The following is a 22,071-nucleotide window of genomic DNA, read 5'->3' on the forward strand; positions in this document are numbered from 1 at the left end:
TTCGATTTAACCAAAACCTTAACTATGAAAAAATTTACGTTTTTCGTATGCAAATATAGTGCTCGGAATTGAACTGTGCAAACCTTTGGAGGTTTATTTTTATAGAATACAAGATTTTAAATTTTATTAACAAGAACGAAATGACGAATCAGGAAAATGGCGTAGACTTAAAATCTACAGCCGGAAATGAGGAGAAAAAATTGTTCATCGAGACCTACGGGTGTCAGATGAATGTAGCGGACAGCGAGGTGGTCGCCTCCATTATGAAAATGGACGGATACACCCTGACTGACAAGATTGAAGACGCTGATGCTGTCTTCGTAAATACCTGTTCTGTGCGTGATAATGCGGAACAGAAGGTTTACGGGCGACTACAGTATTTCCAGTCGCTGAAACGCAAAAAGAAATCGCTGATTGTCGGTGTACTGGGATGTATGGCCGAACGGGTGAAAGAAGAGTTGATCAATGTGCATCATGCAGACCTCGTGGTCGGGCCGGATTCTTATATGGATCTGCCGAATTTGGTCGGAGCTGTCGAGCATGGGGAAAAGGCGATCAATGTGGAACTTTCCACACAGGAGACCTATAAAGATGTAATGCCGCTGAAGCTGGGTGGCGTGCATATCTCCGGTTTTGTGTCGATCATGCGCGGATGTAATAATTTCTGTACCTATTGCATCGTGCCCTATACCCGTGGCCGGGAACGTAGCCGGGATGTGGAAAGTATCCTGAGTGAGATCCGGGATATGCGCGATAAAGGTTTTAAAGAAGCCACCCTGCTGGGGCAGAATGTCAACTCGTATGCTTTTGAAAAAGATGGTGAAACCGTAACATTCCCGATGTTACTCGAGCGGGTTGCGCTGGAAGCTCCGAATATGCGTATCCGTTTTGTGACCTCCCATCCGAAAGATATGAGCGACGATACGCTTCGTGTGATTGCCGCCCATAATAATATATGTAAGTATATCCATCTTCCTGCCCAATCCGGCAGTTCGAAGATTTTGAAAGTGATGAACCGTAAATATACCCGTGAATGGTATCTGGACCGTATCGCTGCTATCCGTCGCATCGTGCCGGAAGCATCTATTGCTACCGATCTGTTCTGTGGTTTCCATTCGGAGACGGAAGAAGACTATCAGGAAACACTTTCGCTGATGCGTGAAGTGAGGTATGATGCCGCTTTCCTGTTCAAATATTCGGAACGTCCCGGAACCTATGCCGCCAAACATCTCCCGGATACCGTTTCGGAAGAAGAGAAAGTACGTCGTTTACAGGGTATGATCGATTTGCAGAATCAGTTATCCGAGGAAAGCAACCTGCGTGATATCGGTAAAGAGTTTGAAGTGCTGATCGAAGGATTTTCCAAGCGTTCACGTGAACAGTTATTTGGCCGTACCAGCCAGAACAAGGTGGTTATTTTCGATAAGAAGAATTATAAAGTCGGTCAGTTTGTGAAAGTACGGATTAACCGTGCGTCTTCAGCAACGTTATTTGGTGAAACGATAGATTGATTGAGTTGTATATCAAGTAGATAAAAAGATACGGCTTTATGTCAGATTCTGATAAAAGCTGTGTCTTTTTTTATTCATAAGTAATTAGTTCTGATAGAACTAACCCATTTATGACACGCAAATATAGTTTATTTTAAACAAGTTAGCTCTATTATTAAAGAAAAACGATATTTTACTCTGTTTTATAAGTCCTTATTAATCAGCCTCTAAAAAGATATAAATACCTCAGTTCTATCAGAACTAATGCATTCTGTATTGTCTGTAGATACATGAAATATATAGTTTCTGATGGAATGAAGAGTGAAATGAGGTATGTAGAATTGTCTGATGCTCAATTGTGGAAATTGATAATTGAAAAGGATAAAGTTGCGTTTGAACAACTTTACCGGCGTTATTATTCTCCATTATTGGCATATGCTCTTTCTTTCTGTAATGATGAAGAAATGGCAAAAGATTGCATTCAGGATTTATTTGTAAAGTTGTTTGTTTCAGATACATTATCTTCGATTGAATATATTAGGGCCTATTTGTATAAATCACTTAGAAATCTTTTACTCGACAAATCGAGTAGGGCGGTCGGTAGTGTTAGTTTAGAAGAAAATATGGTTGCTGATTTTCTGGTGGAAGATGTAGAATTAGTACGATTGTTTGAAAAGGAAGATGACTATCTAGAGAAAAGTAGATTGTTGATGAATGCCTATAACCTGTTATCGGCGAACCAAAGGAATGCAATATATCTTTATTTTATCAAAGAGTTTTCGTGGGATGAAATGGCTGTGTCTTTAGATATTAATCCACATTCATGTATGAATTTGGTAGCCCGTGCTGTTGCCAAATTGCAAAGGATGGTGGCAGGAGAGAAAAAAAAATAAATTTTTTTCTGAAAAAGTGAGGAGTAAAAATCTCTTTTCCAGTTATACTATTGTCAAGATAATAACATGGAAGAGAATTATAAACAATTTCAAAGAGTTACAGACCGATTAATTACTTATCTCCGCTTTCGTGATAATGAACGCAAGCAGGGTGAAGATGAAGTATGGGAAAAAATAGAGAAGGGACTTGTTTCAAAGAAAGTCTTTTCTTTGAAACGGCGTATTTATATGGGGATAACAGCTGTAGCTGCTGTGGTTATATTTTTATTTTTCCTTATTGAATATAAGCAACCCGGCAATTCTGATTCTTTGGACAAATATGTTGCATTACTGGAGGAGCCTGTTTTGGATAGCTCCCAGATTCAAGTCTATTTATCTTCTCAGGATAAAATAACTGTTGAAGAAAAGACTGCTTCGGTTACATATTCTTCTAAAGGAAGTGTATTAATTAATGAAGAAAAACAAGAAGCCGACTCTTTAGATGTAGTAGAACAAGAGTATAACCAGATTGTGGTACCGAAGGGAAAATATACCCACCTGACTCTATCCGATGGTTCAACCGTGCATATTAATTCCGGGACGCGTGTGGTCTATCCTCGTGTGTTTTCCGGTAATCACCGCGAGATATATGTGGAGGGAGAAGTTTGTCTGAATGTGATAAAAAATGAGAAACTCCCGTTTGTTGTTAAAACGACTTCCTTTGATGTAGAGGTATTGGGCACAACATTTAATGTGAGTGCATATAAGAATGACCGGAATAATGAAGTCGTGCTGGTTAATGGTTCTGTCCGTTTATCCGACCGGAATAAAAATAAGATTGAATTGAAGCCGGATCAGTTAGCTGCTATTAATAATGGAAAAATAGGAGCGGTAAAAAAAGTCGAAGCGGTAGATTATATCGCCTGGACAGATGGGTTGCTGATCCTCCAATCCGAACCTTTATCTAATGTGTTTAAAAAGTTGGAACGTTTCTATGGAGTAACGATCGATGTATCTCCTGAGGCTAGCCAATTGAAAATGCGCGGTAAAGTCGATTTGAAACAGTCGTTGGACGATTTGATCATCCTGATTTCTTCTACAGCCCCGATTGTGTGGGCGAAGACAGATACGGGGTATTCCATTCATAAAAAAGAGCGATAGATGATATATTGTTTAACCTTAAATAAAATGATAAGCCTATGATATAAGAACACAGAAAATAAAAAATCCGGATAGTATTAGCGGTACTATCCGGAATCTCAGATTGAACCAATAGCATAAAGGTTAAATCCTTAAATCACAAAGATATGAATTATAATACATTTAAAATGAAGTGGATGATAAAAAAAATTAAAATCCTCTTCTTTGTTAATCTTTTTTTGACAATTTCGTTAAATCTTGATGCTGCTTCGATATCGAATTATGCTCAAGTAAAACAATTTACATTCCATTTTGAGAAAAGTAGAATACAAGACGTTTTTAATTATATAGAGCAAAATAGTGAGTTTGTATTCCTTTTTTACGAAAAAGTGTTGGACACGAATCGTAAAGTGAATGTTTCCGTAAAAGATGAATCCATAGAATCGGTGTTGAATAAGTTATTGAAGGATACTCCGGTGACATATGAGATTAAAGATCGTCAGGTTGTATTAAAAAAGAAAGAAGAGAGGCCTTTGCCTGTTTCTACATCGACTCCGCAGCAGCAAAAGAATGTGACGGGAAAGGTCATGGATGAGACAGGGGAACCGTTACCGGGGGTCGCTATTGTAGTTGAAGGTTCTCCACGTGGGGTAACAACGGATATCGACGGAACTTTTAGTATAGAAGTGAAGAATACCGATAAGCTGACATTCTCTTATTTGGGAATGGAACCTCAGACAATTTCGGTAGCAAGCAAGAAAGAATTGATCGTAACTCTGAAAGCAAAGGTGGATGAATTGGAAGAGGTAACGGTTGTTGCTTTTGCCAAACAGAAAAAAGAAAGTGTGATAGCCTCCGTTTCAACGATTAAACCTTCTGACCTGAAGGTCCCTTCCAGTAACTTGACGAATGCTTTTTCCGGGCGTATTGCAGGTATGATCTCTTATCAGCGTACGGGGGAACCTGGAGAAGATAATTCGGATTTCTTTATTCGTGGTGTGACGACTTTTGGTACCGGAAAGTCCAATCCATTGATCTTAATTGATGGAGTAGAGATGACAACAGAGGACCTGGCCCGTTTGACGACAGATGATATAGCCAGTTTTTCTATTATGAAAGATGCAAATGCAACCGCTCTTTACGGGGCTCGTGGTGCGAATGGTGTTATTCTTGTCAGTACCAAAGAAGGTAAAGAGGGAAAGGTCAGCATTTCCGTTCGTGCTGAAGGTTCGTTCTCTTCTCCGACTGAACAAGTGGGGATTGCCGATCCGGTCACTTACATGCGTATGCACAATGAAGCTGTGCGTACACGTGACCCGTTGGCTGCCTTACCTTATTCTACATCCAAAATAGTAAATACGGAAAAAGGATTAAATCCTCTCCAATATCCGGCTATCGATTGGCGTGATATGTTATTCAATAATCACACGTTCAATCAACGTTACAACATGAGTATTAGCGGTGGTGGTAAAATAGCCCGTTATTATGTAGCAGCAGCTTATAATAAGGACAATGGTATTATTAAGATGGATAAACGTAATAATTTTAATAATAATATCAGTATTAATAAGTATATATTACGTTCGAATATTAATATAGACCTGACAAAATCGACTGAAATCATTGTCCGTCTGCATGGGGCCTTTGATGATTATTCCGGTCCGTTAGACGGTGGATCGTCTTTATATAGTAAGGCCGTAAATGCCAGTCCTGTATTGTTCCAACCTTATTATCCGGCTGACGAAGCAAATAAATATACTTCTCATATTCTTTTCGGTAATTATGGGGAAGGTAATTATTCGAATCCTTATGCCGATATGGTTAAAGGTTATCAGGAATATAGCCGTTCGACCATGTTAGCTCAATTTGAGGCAAAACAGAAACTGGATTTTATTACAGAAGGATTATCTGCAAGAGCATTGTTTAATGTGAACCGATATTCTAAACTGGGTAATTCAAATTCATATAAACCGTTTTATTATTCATATTCTGCCAATCCGGACAGTCCGGACTTATATAAATTGACAGCGTTGAATCCGGATGGCGGTACGGAATATCTGGAGTTTGCAACCGGGGCCCGGGAGGTAACCAGTACCTTGTATTTTGAAGGTGCGCTTGCTTATCAGAGAGAATTTAATGATAAGCATAATGTGTCCGGTATGTTAGTTTATACAATGCGCGATTATGTAGATAGTAATGCGGAGACATTGCAGTTGGCTCTTCCGCATCGTAATATAGGATTAGCCGGACGTTTTACCTATGGATACGATAGCCGTTATTTTGTGGAGGGCAACTTTGGCTATAATGGTTCTGAACGGTTTGCTAAAAATGAACGCTTCGGATTTTTCCCTTCTATCGGTTTAGGTTGGATAGTATCCAATGAGTCTTTTATGAAACCTTATTCCGGGTGGCTGAGTAAACTGAAATTGAAGGCTACATACGGATTAGTCGGTAACGACCAGATCGGTGAGGATAAAGACCGTTTCTTTTATCTTTCCCAAGTAAATGCAAACGATTCGGGGAAAGGATTTACTTTCGGCGAATATTTTAATTATACCAGAAATGGTGTTTCCATATCCCGTTATGAGGACCCTTTCATTACCTGGGAAATAGGAAAGAAAATGAACTTGGGACTTGAGTTGAATTTATGGAATAGTTTGGAGTTGCAGGTAGACTATTTCACGGAACATCGTTCGAATATTCTACAGGAACGTGCATATATTCCGACTACAATGGGATTGCAGGCTACTCCTCAGGCTAATGTCGGTAAAGCAAAAGGAGGAGGTATAGATATTTCTCTTGATTATAATCATTCTTTCTCAAAAAATTTATGGGCATCTATGCGTGGTAATTTCACTTATGCAAGTAGTGAATATGTGGAATATGAAGAACCCGATTACAGTGATACCCCCTGGTTGTCACGTAAAGGAAAGAAGATATCCCAGACATGGGGATTGGTTGCTGAACGTTTATTCCTGGATGAAGAAGAGGTCAAAAATTCACCAAGACAAACTTTTGGTGATTATGGTGCCGGTGATATCAAGTATAAGGATATTAATGGTGACCAGATTATCGATGACCGTGATATGGTACCTATCGGCTTCCCGAAAACTCCGGAGATAAATTATGGTTTCGGTCTTTCTGCGGGTTATAAAAGTTTTGATTTCTCTTGTTTCTTCCAGGGGTCGGCTCGTTCTTCTTTCTGGATTGATCCAGCAAAAACAGCTCCGTTTGTAGGAAATACAGCTCCGAGAGCCCTGTTGCAATATTATGCAGATGACCATTGGTCTGAAGATAATAAAAATATTTACGCTTTGTGGCCCAGGCTATCGGCTAGTCAGGTCAAAAATAATGAGCAAACCAGTACCTGGTTTATGCGGGATGGTGCATTCATTCGTTTAAAAACGGTAGAAGTAGGCTATTCTTTGCCTCAGAAATGGGTAAAAGCAATAAATCTGGCAAATGTGAGGCTTTATGTGACCGGCAACAATCTTTGTGTCTGGTCGAAATTTAAAATGTGGGATCCTGAGTTGGCTGGTAATGCTTTTAATTACCCGTTACAGCGTGTATTTAATTTTGGAGTCAATATTAACTTATAAATCAGAATATTATGAAATGCTTTTCGAGATTGGTCATAATTGCATTGACTTTTTTCTCTACCTCATGTGCAGATTATCTGGATATTGTGCCGGATGATATTGCAACAATAGAGAAATCGTTTAATAACAGAGCGGCAGCTGAACGTTTCTTTTTTACTTGTTATAGTTATCTGCCGAATCCGACAGATATTTGGAGTAGTACGGAGTTGATGACCGGAGATGAGATATGGTGGGATATTGATCAGCCTAATTGGGTCACTAATCCGGTGACTTATATTGCCAAAGGGAGTCAGAATGCCAATAACCCGTATCTGAATTATTGGGATGGTGAACAAAGTGGAAAGAAATTGTTTGTGGCAATACGCGACTGTAATATTTTTCTGGAAAATATTGACCGGGTACATGATATGGAGGATTATGAAAGGAACCGTTGGATTTCGGAAGTCAAATTTTTGAAAGCCTACTATCATTACTATTTAATGACTTTATACGGACCTGTTCCAATCATTGATGAGAACTTACCGGTTTCAGCTTCTCCGGAAGATGTTCGTGTATATCGGGAACCGGTGGATGATGTTGTGGAATATATTGTGAATTTGATAAATGAAGCTATTCCCGACCTTCCGCTTGAAATTGCTGATAAGACAAATGAAGCTGGACGTATCACGCAGCCTATAGCCGTTGCTATTAAAGCAAAAGCTTTAGTCTGGGCTGCCAGCCCGTTATTTAACGGTAATGCGGATTATATACATTTTGTAGATAATCAGGGACGGAAACTGATAGACACTGAATTTAAAGTGGAGAAATGGCAACGTGCGGCGACAGCACTAAAAAATGCGATAGATACCTGTGAGCTGGCAGGACATCAATTGTATACTTTTAGACCGACCACTTCTATATCTGATACAACTGTATTAAAGTTGACACTTCGTTCTGCATTTTCTGAAAAATGGAATAAAGAGGTTGTTTGGGGATCGACACATGATGTGGGAGCTTTGCAAAAATATTGTATGCCTCACCTGGTCGTAAACAATCTGGGGAACGGAACAAATGAAATATGTGCTACTCTGAAGATTGCAGAACAGTTTTATACTGAAAACGGTATTCCTATCGATGAGGATCCTTCATGGGACTACGAAAACAGATACGATACGCAGAAGGTTACGGATAAGGATAAGTTTTATCTGGAACCGGGTGAGGTGACAGCTAAGCTTCATTTTAACCGGGAACCTCGTTTTTATGCGACTCTGGGATTTGACAGATCTGTTTTTGAAGGTGCCGGTAAAATTACGGATAATGATAAATGGTATCTGCATGCCCGTAAGAGTGAAATATCCGGGTTCAGAAGTACGGGTGAACATATTCCGACCGGCTATTTTATTAAGAAGTTAATCAATTATGAAACAACTGCAGGGACGGCTTCCAATACTTATAACGGAGTTCGTTATTCATTTCCGCTAGTTCGTATGTCCGATCTCTATCTTTTATATGCCGAGGCTTTGAATGAAGCAAACTCTACTCCTGTGGCGGATGTTTATGGATATATTGATAAAGTTCGGGAGCGTGCCGGATTAAAAGGTGTTGTTGAATCCTGGAAGAAATCCAAACTGGCTAATAAACCGAATACACAGGAAGGAATGAGAGAGATCATTCATCAGGAACGTCTGAATGAATTGGCTTGTGAAGGGGTTCGCTCCGGTGATTTGCGCCGTTGGAAAGAAGCCATGGATTATTTGAATCAACCGGTTAGAGGCTGGAATTATCAAGGGGAAACAGTCGATTCTTATTATACGGTGGTGACTTATGCTAACCGTATATTTAAGACTAAAGATTATCTATGGCCAATCAAGACAAATTCTATAACAATTAATTCGAATCTGGTACAAAATCCTGGCTGGGAGTAATATCTAGAAATAATAAAAGAGAACATTATGAAACAGTTAATATATTCATTTTTCTTGTTGGTATTGATCTCATGTGCAGAAGATCATATCGGACAAACTCCAACAGATGGTACAGCCCCATCAACGATCACGGCAGTGGAGGTAGAAAGTACACCCGGCGGGGCTAAGATATCGTATACAATACCTAAAGAAACCGATATTTCATATGTGAAGGGGGTTTATTATGTTAATAACCGGGAATATGTGGTGAGGTCTTCGATTTATAAAAACAGTTTGGAAATTGAAGGTTTGGGAACAACGGACCCATTAGATGTCACATTATATGTTGTTGATCATAGTGAAAATGTTTCCGAACCGTTCGTGGTGACCATCAATCCGTCAACGCCGATAGTCGATCTTATATTGAGCTCTGTAAAATTGCAGGCAGACTTTGGAGGTGTCAATGCTACCTGGGACAATGAATTAGGCTCTGAGATAGGTTTAACTATAATGGCGACAAACAGTAAAGGTGAATTGGAAGATGGGGAAACATATTATTCGAATATGAAAGAAGGTGATTATTCCTTTAGAGGTTATGATGATGTCAAACGAGTGTTTGCCTTATATCTGACTGATAAGTGGGGAAATGTTTCTGATACCATTAAACAGGAGGTTTCTCCGTATTATGAAATGCAGTTGGATAAGAGTAAGCATAAACGGCTTGTTTTGCCAAAGGATAATAGTACAAATTATAGCGGAAGCATGACATTCGAAAAAATGTTTGATAATAGTCTTTCGACTATGTGGCATACAACGGAGAAAGATGGATCTATACCAATCTATTTTACACTGGATTTAGGTGTCGATGCAAAATTGAGTCGTTTTAAGCTGTATCATCGTGACGGTACGTCCTGGTTCTATAAACATTACAACCCTAAAACGTTCGAAGTATGGGCTACCGATACTTATAAAGAAGGAATGGACGATGAATATTGGACGGAAGAGTGGAAAAACGACTGGGTACAAGTTGGTGATTATGTTACTTTGAAACCTTCCGGAGACGGAACTGTCACCAATGAAGATGCGGAGTATGCTTCTAAGGGATTCGAGTATTCTGCACCTTTGGACCTGAAAAAAGTACGTTATCTGCGTTTTGTTGTGAAAAGTACATGGTCGGGAGCTGCCTATTTGCATATTGCTGAATTGACTTTTTGGGGTAATGATCAATAAACTATTAAAATGAGAATCAGAATGAAAAGTGTAATAAAAAACATTGCAGGGTTTATTTGTATCATCATAGGATTAAGCAGTTGTGAAAATATCAATGATGTACATGAGGAGTATCTGAAATGGGGAGAAGAAATCTATACTGGCGTTGTAGATTCATTGGAGGCCTATCCCGGAAATGAGCGTATTAAATTTACCTGGATGATCAATGCGGATCCTCGTATTACTAAAACAGTAATTTACTGGAATGACGGGGGAGATTCTGCTGTTGTAGAAGTGAATCGTACTCAACCAGGTGTTATGCGAATGGAAACAAATTTGAATCTGCCTGAGAATAGCTATATTTTTAAATTTGTGACAAAAGATGACGAAGGGCATAAATCGTTAAATGTAGAAAAAACAGCAGATATTTACGGTTCCAAATATGTTTCGACTTTGCGAAACAGGGAAATACGAACAGTAGTAGCTCAAGAAGGTAATAGCGTTAAGTTGACCTGGAGTTCAATAGAGAGCGAGACTTTATTGCATACCATGATCATTTATACAGATAATACTGATCCGTCTAACCCTAAAACAGTTGAGGAGAAAGTGGAGAATGATACATCGGAGACTGTTCTCTCAAACTTGAAAGCAGGAGATGAATTCACTGTGGTGTCTGTTTATCAACCATTTGGCTCTCTGGATACCTTTGAAGCGAGTGCAACGGTTTATCATGTCCCGATTGCGGAATAGTAACTGAAAGATGATTATGAACTGATGGTATGCAGATAATACGTTCGAGAGGTGTTATTTTGCATACCATTAGTATGTTCAGAGATAGTTTTAAATAATAAAAAGTATAAAATGAGATTAATATTAGCGTTGTGTATATTTTGCTTTTTCAGTATCTATGCAGTTGGACAGGAAATATATTCTCTTGAAAATAAATACCTTTCAAGAAAAATTACAACAAAAGATTTTCTCCATACAACGGAAATCGTAAATAAGCAGACAGGTACGAAGCTGGTTCCTGTTGCCTGTGATGAGTTTATTCTGCGCTTTTCAGAGGGGACTGATAAGGTGGGGACTGATTTTATTTTGCGATCAGAAGATTTTAAAGTAGAAAAAACAAAAGAATACAAGTTGGATCGTAAACAACCGGGTAAGGGGTTACAGGTGACGCTGTTTAACGAACCAAATGATTTGATCTTGAATGTCTATTATGAGTTGCCGGATAATAAACCTTATTTGCATAAATATTTGTCGATCACAAGCAAAAAAGAGATAACTCTGGAGCGTATAGACGTCGATGTGCTTTCGTTGGAAGATGTATATCAACCTTATACCAAAAAGGCGATTACTTCTCAGGCTCCCGGGAATTGGAGTCCGGGACTGGGACAGCCTGTTTATACGTTGACGAGTGGTATATATTGGGGTGTGGAATTTCCGGCCTCGACTAATACGGTAACCGAACAGCAGATGAGGTTAGGATATCTGTGGGGGAAACAAATATATCCGGAGATTCCCTATATATCTTATAAAAGTGTGATGGGGACGGCGGATGATCCGGATTATATCGATGATGCTTTCTTTGAATATATTGATGATATCCGTATCCGGCCCCTTCGTCTTCAGGTACAATATAACAGTTGGTTCGATTTTGGTCCGGGGGTGAATGAGCAGAAGTTTGCGGAAAGTGTCCGGCATATCCAGCAGGAGTTAGTGACTCGTCGTGGTGTGGAACCTTTAAAAGCCTATGTGATCGATGATGGTTGGGAAGATACTTCTCTGCCGGATTTAGACAAGCCTGATGGTGTTTGGAGTATCAATAATAAATTTTCAAAAGATTTTGAAGAGACTCTCAAATTAATGAAAGAGGTGAAATCGACTTTGGGATTATGGCTCAGTCCGGGATGTTTTTTCGGTTCCCGTTCGCAGGTGAATGTCTTGCGTGAGAGTGGATATGAGGCCCTGTCCTTATCCATGTCGATGGCTGGTCCGAAGTATATGGATAAGCTGGAAAAACGTATATTGAATTTAACGAAACTGGGTGTCGGTTATTTTAAATACGACGGTCTCTTCGGCCATTTGAATACTCGTGACTTTGAATTGAATGGCCGTGGTGCTCCAATGATGCCTCAATTGAACACAGAAGGATTTGCAGCCAATGATCCGCGACTGAATGATACCCGATATGATGAATTGAAAACCTACTATCTGGTAGCGGGAACGGAACGCTTGATGCAAATAATGCTCCGCCAGCATGAAATAAATCCGAATGTATTTACTGCCATTACAAACGGTGCTTATCTGAGTCCCTGGTGGTTGCAGTATACTGATGTTGTCTGGTTAATTAACTGCGGAGATGCGGCAGGAGGGGCTGATCGCAGCGAAGAATTGGTTTACCGGGATGGAGTTTATTATGAAGTTTTTAAAACGGAAAATACTAAATTCCCGATCAATTCGATTTTTAATCATGAACCGAAGAAAACGACAACCGGAGAATCGGCAGATGAGTTTCGCGATTATCTCTTTATGAATTTAAGTCGTGGAGCCGGGTTTATCGAGTTGTATATCAAGACACATGTTTTGTCAGAATCGGATTGGGATGTGTTGGCAGAAGGAATAAAATGGGCCGGTAATTATTTCCCGGCTTTCGGACACGTCAAAATGTACGGAGGCGATCCGAGACAAAAGAAGGTGTATGGTTATTCCGGCTGGAGTGAAAAGCTGGGGTATATATCCATGCACAACCCTTCCGGTAAGCCCCAGAAATTGACGATTACAATGAATCGTTCCATAGGTATTGGAAAACAGGTGAAAGATTATAAGTTATCTTCTCCCCTGAATAGTGGAATGGAGGGTTTAAAAGGTACATGGAGTTATGGAGATACGTTGACTGTCGAACTACAACCTAAAGAGGTGCGTATTCTTACTTTTGAGACTAATAAATAACAAACAAGAGATACGAAATGAAACTAAAAATTATCTTCTTTATTCTTACATTACTCTGTATTGGATGTACAAAAGATCCGCAGATTCAGGCCGCTTATGATTTGATCGAGCGTGTTACGCCCGGCTACGGCCAACAGTTTAAGCTGGAATTGATAGAACCTGTCAACGGGGAGGACGCTTACGAGATTGCATCCGCTGATGGAAAAATACTTCTCCGGGGTAACAACACCGTTTCCCTGGCAACGGCTTACAATCAATATCTGAAATATACTTGCAATGCGCATGTTTCCTGGTTTGGCAACCAGCTTGATTTACCGGAACAATTGCCGCTTCCGGAAAAGGTGATAAAAAATACGATTAATGGCAAGTATAGAGTGTATATGAATTATTGTACCGTCAGTTATACCGCCTCCTGGTGGGACTGGGAGCGTTGGCAGAAGGAGCTGGATTATATGGCGATGAACTCCATTAATATGCCGCTGTCGGTTGTCGGACTTGAAGCGGTCTGGTATAATACATTGCTGAAATACAATTTTACAGATGAAGAAGCCCGTGCCTTCCTGGCTGGTCCCGGACATTTTGCCTGGCAATGGATGCAAAATCTGCAAAGCTATGGCGGCCCGTTACCTAAATCCTGGATAGACAGCCATGCGGAACTGGGAAAAAAGGTCATCAATCGTCAATTGGAATTGGGAATGCAGCCTATACAGCAAGGATTTTCCGGTTATGTCCCGCGTGAACTGAAAAATAAATATCCTGATGCAAAAATACAGTTGCAACCTTCCTGGTGTGGTTTTACCGGTGCCGCGCAGCTGGATCCGACCGATTCGTTGTTCAGTGCTTTCGGTCGTGATTTCCTGGAAGAAGAAAAGAAACTGTTCGGTGCGCATGGCGTGTATGCTGCCGATCCGTTTCATGAAAGCCGGCCGCCGATCGATACACCGGAATACCTGAGTGCCGTCGGAAATTCCATCTATAAATTATTTCAGGATTTCGATCCTTCTGCTACCTGGGCGATGCAGGCCTGGAGCCTTCGCGAGCCGATCGTAAAAGCTGTTCCCAAAGAACATCTTCTGATACTCGACCTGAACGGGGGGAGAAGCAGACAGGAAAATACTTGTTGGGGGTACCCCGTAGTTGCAGGTAACCTGCATAACTTCGGAGGCCGTATCAACCTGCATGGCGATTTACGTTTGCTGGCATCTAATCAATATGCTGTTGCCAAACAGAAATCACCTAATGTTTGCGGTTCCGGTTTGTTTATGGAATCGATTGAACAAAATCCGGTTTATTATGACTTGGCTTTTGAAATGCCGCTTCATGCCGATGAAGTGGATATCGAAGAATGGCTGGGTAATTATGCGGAGCGTCGTTATGGTGCAGCTTCTGAAAATGCGCATAAGGCTTGGTTGCATCTGCTTGAAGGTCCGTATCGTCCTGGTACGAATGGTACGGAACGTAGTTCTATTATTGCAGCCCGTCCGGCATTGAATGTAAAAAAATCAGGTCCGAATGCCGGATTAGGCATTCCGTACTCTCCTTTACTGGTAATCCAGGCACAGGGCTTACTTTTGAAAGATGCCGATAAGCTGAATGCTTCTACTCCATATCGTTTCGATGTGGTCGATATTCAGCGGCAATTAATGTCGAACCTGGGACAGGCCATCCACAAAAAAGCGGCAGAAGCATTTGTAAAGAAAGACAAAGCGGCTTTCACTTTACATAGTAACCGTTTTCTGGAAATGCTTCGTGACGTAGATGTTTTGCTGCGTACACGTCCGGAATTCAATTTCGATAAATGGCTGACCGATGCCCGTAGCTGGGGCACTACGAATGAGGAAAAAGACTTGCTCGAAAAAGATGCCACGGCATTAGTGACTGTCTGGGGAGCTGATGGCGATCCGCTGATCTTCGATTACTCCTGGCGTGAGTGGACCGGCCTGATCGATAGCTATTACCTGAAACGTTGGGAAAAGTTTTATGCCATGTTACAGGAACATTTGGATGAAGGAAAAGAGTATTCGGAAAAAGGTCTTCCTATGACTCATGGCCGTGAAGCCTTTCGCGCGAATGATTTCTATAGTGAACTTGGCGACTGGGAATTGGAGTTCGTCTCCCGGATCAATAAAGCCCGTACTCCGATCACGCAGGGTGACGAAATAGGGACGGCTCTGAAGATGTATAAAAAATATGCAACCCTGGCCCGGGAATATTATCAGGATGAAATGAAAGCTGATAATATTCAGGAAGGTGACATTTTTGAGAATCTGGGCGAATGATCTGATTATTATAATTTGTTCCTTCTATTATTTATTCGGGTGTCGGTTTGTTTTTAACTGACACCCGAATTGTTTATTATGGAAAATCATCTGGAAGTAAGAATTTTTGTTTATATCTTTTTTTATATGTTATTGTATTGATTTACAGAGTAGAATAATGTCAGGGTTTTTAAATGAAACGATTAACCCGAGTCAAATGATATTCAATGAGAGAAGGATAAATTAACAGAGTTCTCGTAGGACTACGTTCTTAGTAAATGCAAATTTATACATATATTTATTTATATGAATTAAATAGCATGGAAAAATACAGTAAATCTGCCGTATAACATATATTCCTTTTCTACTGGTTATATTGTTGTGAAAATTTTGCTTTAGATGATTTTATTGATTTGGCATTTACTTGATATACGGTTCTGTTCCTGATTTATGCATATTCATCATTCCTGCCCTATTCTTTGTAATTATGATTTGTTGAATAAAATATATTAAAAGACTTGATCGGTGTTTATTTTCCTTACCTTAAATCAAGAAACCTAACATGTTGTTTTATATTGTATTATATGCCATCCGCAAAGTAAACCATCCTGATGATTTACATAAGTCCTACGAGAACTTAGTATTATAGACTTAATACTACAATCTAAATGTAAAATTATGAGAAGAAGAATGATGTTATTGCTTACCTGTTGTATAATGGGTGTAGGTTTGGTGATGGCTCAGTCGTCTAAGGTAACCGGTAAAGTTCTTTCCGACGAGGATGGAGAAGCGATTATTGGAGCGACTGTGATGGTGAAAGGGACAACTATCGGTACTGTAACTGATGCTGATGGTTTTTTCAATTTGAGTAATGTCCCGAATTCGGCAAAGGTTCTGGAAATCTCGTTTGTCGGAATGGAAACGATGACCGTTAAAATCGCTCCGAATCTGACAATCCGGATGAAAAACTCTTCAGAGATGCTGGATGAAGTGCTGGTTACAGGAACCTATGGTTCGGCAAAGAAATTAGGTTCAATGGTCGGCTCTGTTGCAGCTGTTAAATCAGAAAAGATTTCTAATCGTCCGAGTGCGAACTTTGCTGACGCTTTACAAGGACAGGTTGCCGGTTTGCAGGTATACACCTCTTCCGGCGAACCGAGCGAAAATGTTTCGATGCGTTTGCGTGGTGTCGGTTCTATCAATTCTTCTACGGAGCCTTTATTCGTTTTGGACGGTTCCCCGATTTCCAGCGGTGTTTTTACTGCTTTGAATCCGAGTGATATCGAAAATGTCACTGTTTTGAAGGATGCATCGTCAACATCCATTTACGGTTCCCGTGCGGCAAACGGTGTCGTGATAATTACAACAAAGCGTGGTAAAGGTTCAAAACCCACTGTTAGTGTTAAAGGGCAGTATGGCTTTTCACAGCCGGCATTGCCTACTACGGAGATGATGAATACGACACAGTATTATAATTTCTGGAAAACAGTTAAACCCGATGCAAATCTTTCTACGGTTGAAAAATACATGAATATGGGGATTTCCACCGATTGGGCAGATTATTTCCTAAAGAATAATGCCCCGACATGGCAATTGGATGCAAGTATCACAGGGGTAGCAAATAATACAAATTATTTTATTTCAGCCAGTCATTATGATGCGGACGGTGTGGAACCAGCTTCCGGTATGCGCCGTGAAACTTTGCGTAGTAATATCGACTCAAAAGTGTTCAGCTGGCTGCGGGTAGGGCTGAATTTAGGTTTGTCTTATGAAGATTTTGAAACAAACGGATTTGCCAGTACCGGTAATAGCTGGTATAATGTGGGTACTTTGAGCCGTTGGGCTGTCCCTTATGAAACTCCTTATGAAATTATTGAAAATGCCGATGGCAGCATTTCTTATGGCAAGCGGAAAGATTTACTGGATGTGCTGGGACTCTGGAATCCCTATTATTTATTGGAAAATCAACCGACCGAAAAGAATAAAATTCGTCTTTATGGAAATATGTTCGAAGAACTGACTCCGGTTAAGGGTTTGACAATTCGTGCCGCTCAAGCTATGGATGCGTTTGATTACAGGTATCGCTATAAAAGTTTGCCGGCCAGATATAATAATTATTCGGGTAGCGCTGCCGAAACTTTCCAGCGGTATTCTTCTTTTACGTTGACTAATACGGCTGAATATAAGTTCGATATCAATAAGTTGCATAATATTACAGCTTTGGTCGGACAGGAATCGATCATATACGATGGCAGTTCTTTCGGAACCAGTGTAGACGGTATAACGGATTCTCGTTTGTCCATGGTAAGTCATGGTACCACTTACAAAGCGCCGAGTGCCAGTCTGAAAAAGAAAACGATGAACTCTTTCTTTGCACGCGCAGAATATAATTTCAATGAAAAATATTATCTGGATGCCTCTTACCGTACGGATGGTTCTTCTTTATTTGGAGTAAACAAACGTTGGGCTTCTTTCTTTTCTGTAGGGGCTATGTGGAATATGAAGGAAGAACAGTTCCTGGCGGATGTAGAATGGCTGGACGAATTGCGTGTGAAAGCCAGTTATGGTACAACCGGTAACTCTGCATTTGATGGTGACCCGTATTACCCGTCTTTAGGATTGATCGGTACAGGCCTTTACAACGGAAACCAGAGTTTCGGAGTTTCTTCCGTGCAAAATGACGATCTGACCTGGGAAAAACAAAAAACACTGAATATCGGTTTCAATTCGCGTTTCTTTAATCGCCTGAGCGTCGATTTTGACTTCTATAATAAGGTGACGACGGATATGTTGATGACGATCCCGTTCTCTTATACAACCGGACATGGCTCAGGATGGGGAAATATTGGCAGTATGTTCAACCGCGGTATCGAACTTACCGCATCTTATGATATAATCTCCAATAAGGATCTCTTCTGGAGTGTTTCGGCAAATATAAACTATAACAAGAACCAGATTACAGAATTGTTTGGCGGGCGTGATGAATATGTTGTAGCCAATACTGGTGTTAAATATGAGGTGGGCAAAACGTATGGTGATTTCTATTATGTGAGATGGAAAGGCGTTGATCCGCAGGACGGACAACAAATATGGCTGGACAAAGACGGGAATGAAACAAAAACCTACTCCGAGGATAATGCCGTGTTTACCGGTAAAAATCAGTTTGCTCCCTGGGTAGGTGGTTTCAATACTCAGTTTTCCTGGAAAGGCTTCACGCTGAATGCGGACTTTTCTTTCATGCTGGGTAAATATATGATTGACAATAACCGGTACTTCGTTGAAAATCCGAATTTCGTCGGACAGTTAAACCAGGCTGTCGTAATGGAAAATATGTGGACAACACCAGGGCAGATAACGGATATTCCGGCTGCGAATTCTGCCATTCAATTTGATACTCATTTGATTGAAAATGCGTCGTTTATGCGTTTGAAGAATTTAACGATCGGTTATAACTTGCCGGATAATTTGTTGAGAAAAACAGGTTTTATCCGTGGTGTCAGGGTATTTGCTGTAGGTCGTAACTTATTGACTGTTACAAAATATCAGGGAGCGGACCCGGAAGTGGATTCTAACTTGCAGTTGGGTAAATATCCGAATACCCGCCAGTTCTCATTTGGTGCTGAATTTACGTTCTAATAATTTGTAAAAAGAAGAAAATCATGAAGAAAAAATCTATTATATTGTCAGTTGCTACCTGTTGTTTTGCTGCTTTTACAGCTTGCGATATGGATTTGGCTTCGGAAACAAGCATACCTACCAATCAGTCTGTTCAGTCTGTCCAGGACTGTGGAAAATATAGTAATTTGTTTCATGCGGAATGGCGTGGCTATGTGCAAAATAGCTATACTATGGATGCGTTGGTTCAGTCCGGATTGATAACGGCTACGGCTGATTACGGAAATACGTATGGTGCTTTTTACCGCTGGGACTATACCATTACAGACGGAGCTTTTTCCGGTTGCTGGAGCGATAATTATAATTTTATAGCAAACGCTAACGTCCTGTTGAAGGGGGCAGAAGCTTTATTAGCAGATAATTCGTTATCGGATGACGATCGGAAAGAAATCCGGCTTTATATGGGGCATGCTTATTTTACAAGAGCATATGCTTATTTTGAGTTGGCTCTCCATTTCTGTAAGAATTATGATCCGTCCTCCACTGCTAACGAATATGGTATTCCTCTTGTTGAAGAATATAATTCGACACCATCTATTGCCGGAACATATCCGGGGCGTAGCACGTTGGAGGAGACTTATAAACAGATCGACAGCGATCTGGCAAAAGCGGAAGAATATGTAACGACAGCAGGAGAGATAAACTCCGCTTATATCACGGCTGATGTGGTAAAAGCATTGAAAGCCAGAATTGCATTGGAAAAAGAGGACTACCAAACTGCTATATCTACAGCTACCGCGCTGATAAACAGTGGTACCTATCCATTGATGACAGATGGAGATGCTTATGCTGATATGTGGTTGCATGACAACGGAACGGAAGCCATCTGGCAGTTTGCCATGGTGAAAGCCAAGGAAACAGGACCGAACGCCCTGGGTAGCGCATTCAGCGGTATTATCGATAAATTACCCCGCCCTTCTTATTTGCCGACTAACACAGTATTGAATTTGTATGATAAGGACAATGATATTCGCTATAATGCTTATTTTACGTATGATTCAATCGATGCCCAGACTGTTCCGGATTTTATGATTACTTATTGTAAGAAATGGCCGGGTAACCCTGAATTATATGAAGGAAAGAGCAATAACATAAATAAGACCAAGGCTTTCCGTATTTCTGAAATGTATCTGATTGCGGCTGAGGCTTATGCGATGTCGGGAGATGAAACGAATGCTTCCGCGATGTTGAATAAACTGAAGACTGCCCGTGTGAAAGGATGGAGCGATAAATCTTATAAAGGGGATGCTTTGATAAAAGAAATTCAGGATGAGTATGTACGCGAATTATTCGGTGAACAGCCTTATTTTTTTGACCTGAAACGTTGGAAGAAGGGGCTGAACCGTTCTTCAAGCGAAGCTCAGGATATTTCTTACCTGCCTGCTTTAGGTACGGATATGGTAAAGTCTGCCGACGATCATATGTGGGTATGGCCGATCCCTAAAGATGAGATCGATGCGAATCCGCAGATCAAAGGGCAGCAGAATGCCGGGTATTGATAACCCTGGCAATATTATTTTACACGAAATGAAATTTTAATATAATTCAAAACCTTACATAACACACTTAAAAAAATAGAGGGAATGGTCCAATGGGAATTGTGCCATTCCCGATTTTAAAAGAATTATTGAACCTAATTGATAGTTTACCAAAACGATCAATCTTCTCAACAGACCCGGCGGAGGTCGTTTCTGAATGCTCGGAATATATAATTTCCTAACCTTAAGAAATATAGTATGAAGCAAACACAATTATATTACGCATTAATGTTGTTCTTTCTGGTGTTATGCTCTTGCGAAGACGATATTCCACTTTTCCCGGAGGAGAATGAGTTTATGTCCTTATCTACAAAATCTTCGATTACGCTAGACGAGAATATATTACAAATCCAGGCTACTATGCAAAAAGTGGATAGTACCATTCCTTTTTTCAATCGGTTTAAGGAGTTGTATGGTAATCCATTATGGCAGTATGCTATTCCAATGGGGGAAGAAGACGAGAGGGATATCTCTTTCTTTGTCCCGGTATATAAGGATAATACGAAAAAGATCATCAATACTATCTGGTTTTTCGATTTGGTAGGAGATACTCTTCGTTACAAAACAATCACCCGCGATAACGACTCTATTTGCTATTATCAGCAAGATTTTGTATTTGATGAGTTAAGTTATAATATATTCGGGGATGAATCTACGGCAAAGATAAAATTTGAGGCATCTCCTCAGACCCGTAGTTGGGTGAAAGAGTATTATGATTGCCATTATGGAATTATTCAATGGGGAGAAGTCGAGGTGCATAAAGAGTTGTATTGTAAAGAGCGAACTGTATGGAAGCAGGAAACAGTCATCGATTTTACTGATAACAATCCGATAATCGGCGGTGAAACACCTATTATCGGTGGTGGAGGTGGGGGGACCCCTTCTCCGCATGATAATAAAAAGCTAAATGCAAGTAATTGGGAACAGTCAATCCCTGAAATAAAGAAAAAAATTGAGCAATTGGGATGTAACATTGATACTATACCGATTGCATTGGTAACAGGATGTGGTTCCAATGCACGAGTTATAGTGGATAAAGAAACGGGAAAGAAAAGAATTGAAATATGTTATAAGTTATTTGATTATGAATATGAAGATCAGACTTCTATACTCTACCATGAAGCTTATCATTGTCTTCACGATAAACCTTTGTCTAATGAAGATCCAATGATTTTAGATCCCCCTTTACTGATTTCTATGCCAATAGAATGCGAAAATTATTTGTTAAAGTATGTGTATTTTGACTGTACAAATCCTCAACAATTTGTAGCAGGTGATAAAATAGTTAGTGAATTATATTCTCCAGAATATTATCAGAATGAAATTAATGCATATAAATCCGAGAGACTCGTTGTTCCTAATGTCTCAACTAAGTACGATGCGGAAAGAGAATATATGCTTTGGAGATATATGTTATTAGGCGGTCACTCTTCATTAATGTATAACTTATAAATA

12 protein-coding genes are annotated in these 22,071 nt (G+C 40.1%); all 12 read left to right on the forward strand.

Annotation, left to right across the window (positions count from 1 at the left end; genetic code table 11):
• The first annotated feature begins 140 nt into the window (after nucleotides 1-140).
• The 12 genes from miaB to NBH14_RS11880 all read left to right on the forward strand — a co-directional run bounded on the left by miaB (nucleotide 141) and on the right by NBH14_RS11880 (nucleotide 22,068).
• Entirely contained in the window at nucleotides 141-1,511 is a 1,371-nt protein-coding gene (miaB, locus tag NBH14_RS11825; RefSeq protein ID WP_186959453.1) for a tRNA (N6-isopentenyl adenosine(37)-C2)-methylthiotransferase MiaB, read from the forward strand.
• Nucleotides 1,512-1,780: 269 nt separating this feature from the next.
• On the forward strand, nucleotides 1,781-2,383 hold the full coding sequence (locus tag NBH14_RS11830; RefSeq protein WP_186959452.1) for an RNA polymerase sigma factor: 603 nt from the start codon (nucleotides 1,781-1,783) through the stop codon (nucleotides 2,381-2,383).
• 66 nt (nucleotides 2,384-2,449) lie between these two features.
• Nucleotides 2,450-3,523, forward strand: coding sequence for a FecR family protein (locus NBH14_RS11835; RefSeq protein ID WP_186959451.1), 1,074 nt, complete (start codon nucleotides 2,450-2,452; stop codon nucleotides 3,521-3,523).
• Between the two features lie 146 nt (nucleotides 3,524-3,669).
• A complete protein-coding gene (locus NBH14_RS11840; protein ID WP_186959450.1) occupies nucleotides 3,670-7,101 on the forward strand; it encodes a TonB-dependent receptor in 3,432 nt (1,143 codons plus the stop codon).
• An 11-nt stretch (nucleotides 7,102-7,112) separates the two neighbouring features.
• Nucleotides 7,113-9,005, forward strand: coding sequence for a RagB/SusD family nutrient uptake outer membrane protein (locus NBH14_RS11845; RefSeq protein ID WP_186959449.1), 1,893 nt, complete (start codon nucleotides 7,113-7,115; stop codon nucleotides 9,003-9,005).
• Between the two features lie 27 nt (nucleotides 9,006-9,032).
• Nucleotides 9,033-10,214, forward strand: coding sequence for a DUF5000 domain-containing lipoprotein (locus tag NBH14_RS11850; protein WP_186959448.1), 1,182 nt, complete (start codon nucleotides 9,033-9,035; stop codon nucleotides 10,212-10,214).
• Between the two features lie 21 nt (nucleotides 10,215-10,235).
• Nucleotides 10,236-10,943 carry a DUF4998 domain-containing protein gene (locus NBH14_RS11855; protein ID WP_186959447.1) on the forward strand — a complete coding sequence of 236 codons (708 nt, stop codon included), beginning with the start codon at nucleotides 10,236-10,238 and terminating at the stop codon, nucleotides 10,941-10,943.
• A 111-nt stretch (nucleotides 10,944-11,054) separates the two neighbouring features.
• Complete coding sequence (locus NBH14_RS11860; RefSeq protein ID WP_186959446.1) at nucleotides 11,055-13,145, forward strand: alpha-galactosidase; 2,091 nt, start codon at nucleotides 11,055-11,057, stop codon at nucleotides 13,143-13,145.
• A gap of 17 nt (nucleotides 13,146-13,162) precedes the next feature.
• Nucleotides 13,163-15,424 (forward strand): alpha-N-acetylglucosaminidase, encoded by a 2,262-nt coding sequence (locus tag NBH14_RS11865; RefSeq protein WP_186959445.1) that lies wholly within the window; start codon nucleotides 13,163-13,165, stop codon nucleotides 15,422-15,424.
• A gap of 657 nt (nucleotides 15,425-16,081) precedes the next feature.
• Nucleotides 16,082-19,039, forward strand: coding sequence for a SusC/RagA family TonB-linked outer membrane protein (locus NBH14_RS11870; protein WP_186959444.1), 2,958 nt, complete (start codon nucleotides 16,082-16,084; stop codon nucleotides 19,037-19,039).
• 23 nt (nucleotides 19,040-19,062) lie between these two features.
• Nucleotides 19,063-20,577 (forward strand): RagB/SusD family nutrient uptake outer membrane protein, encoded by a 1,515-nt coding sequence (locus NBH14_RS11875; protein ID WP_186959443.1) that lies wholly within the window; start codon nucleotides 19,063-19,065, stop codon nucleotides 20,575-20,577.
• A gap of 237 nt (nucleotides 20,578-20,814) precedes the next feature.
• Complete coding sequence (locus tag NBH14_RS11880; RefSeq protein WP_186959442.1) at nucleotides 20,815-22,068, forward strand: hypothetical protein; 1,254 nt, start codon at nucleotides 20,815-20,817, stop codon at nucleotides 22,066-22,068.
• Nucleotides 22,069-22,071: the final 3 nt, after the last annotated feature.

Source organism: Parabacteroides caecihominis, from assembly GCF_023656785.1.
In the GTDB taxonomy this organism is placed as follows: domain Bacteria; phylum Bacteroidota; class Bacteroidia; order Bacteroidales; family Tannerellaceae; genus Parabacteroides; species Parabacteroides segnis.

Excerpts from the sequence above, each read along its gene's own strand:
- NBH14_RS11860 (WP_186959446.1), top strand. The coding sequence starts at position 11,055 with ATGAGATTAATATTAGCGTTGTGTATATTTTGCTTTTTCAGTATCTAT.
- NBH14_RS11875 (WP_186959443.1), top strand. The coding sequence starts at position 19,063 with ATGAAGAAAAAATCTATTATATTGTCAGTTGCTACCTGTTGTTTTGCT.
- NBH14_RS11880 (WP_186959442.1), top strand. The coding sequence starts at position 20,815 with ATGAAGCAAACACAATTATATTACGCATTAATGTTGTTCTTTCTGGTG.
- NBH14_RS11855 (WP_186959447.1), top strand. The coding sequence starts at position 10,236 with ATGAAAAGTGTAATAAAAAACATTGCAGGGTTTATTTGTATCATCATA.
- NBH14_RS11850 (WP_186959448.1), top strand. The coding sequence starts at position 9,033 with ATGAAACAGTTAATATATTCATTTTTCTTGTTGGTATTGATCTCATGT.
- NBH14_RS11835 (WP_186959451.1), top strand. The coding sequence starts at position 2,450 with ATGGAAGAGAATTATAAACAATTTCAAAGAGTTACAGACCGATTAATT.
- NBH14_RS11840 (WP_186959450.1), top strand. The coding sequence starts at position 3,670 with ATGAATTATAATACATTTAAAATGAAGTGGATGATAAAAAAAATTAAA.
- NBH14_RS11845 (WP_186959449.1), top strand. The coding sequence starts at position 7,113 with ATGAAATGCTTTTCGAGATTGGTCATAATTGCATTGACTTTTTTCTCT.
- NBH14_RS11865 (WP_186959445.1), top strand. The coding sequence starts at position 13,163 with ATGAAACTAAAAATTATCTTCTTTATTCTTACATTACTCTGTATTGGA.
- NBH14_RS11830 (WP_186959452.1), top strand. The coding sequence starts at position 1,781 with ATGAAATATATAGTTTCTGATGGAATGAAGAGTGAAATGAGGTATGTA.
- miaB (WP_186959453.1), top strand. The coding sequence starts at position 141 with ATGACGAATCAGGAAAATGGCGTAGACTTAAAATCTACAGCCGGAAAT.
- NBH14_RS11870 (WP_186959444.1), top strand. The coding sequence starts at position 16,082 with ATGAGAAGAAGAATGATGTTATTGCTTACCTGTTGTATAATGGGTGTA.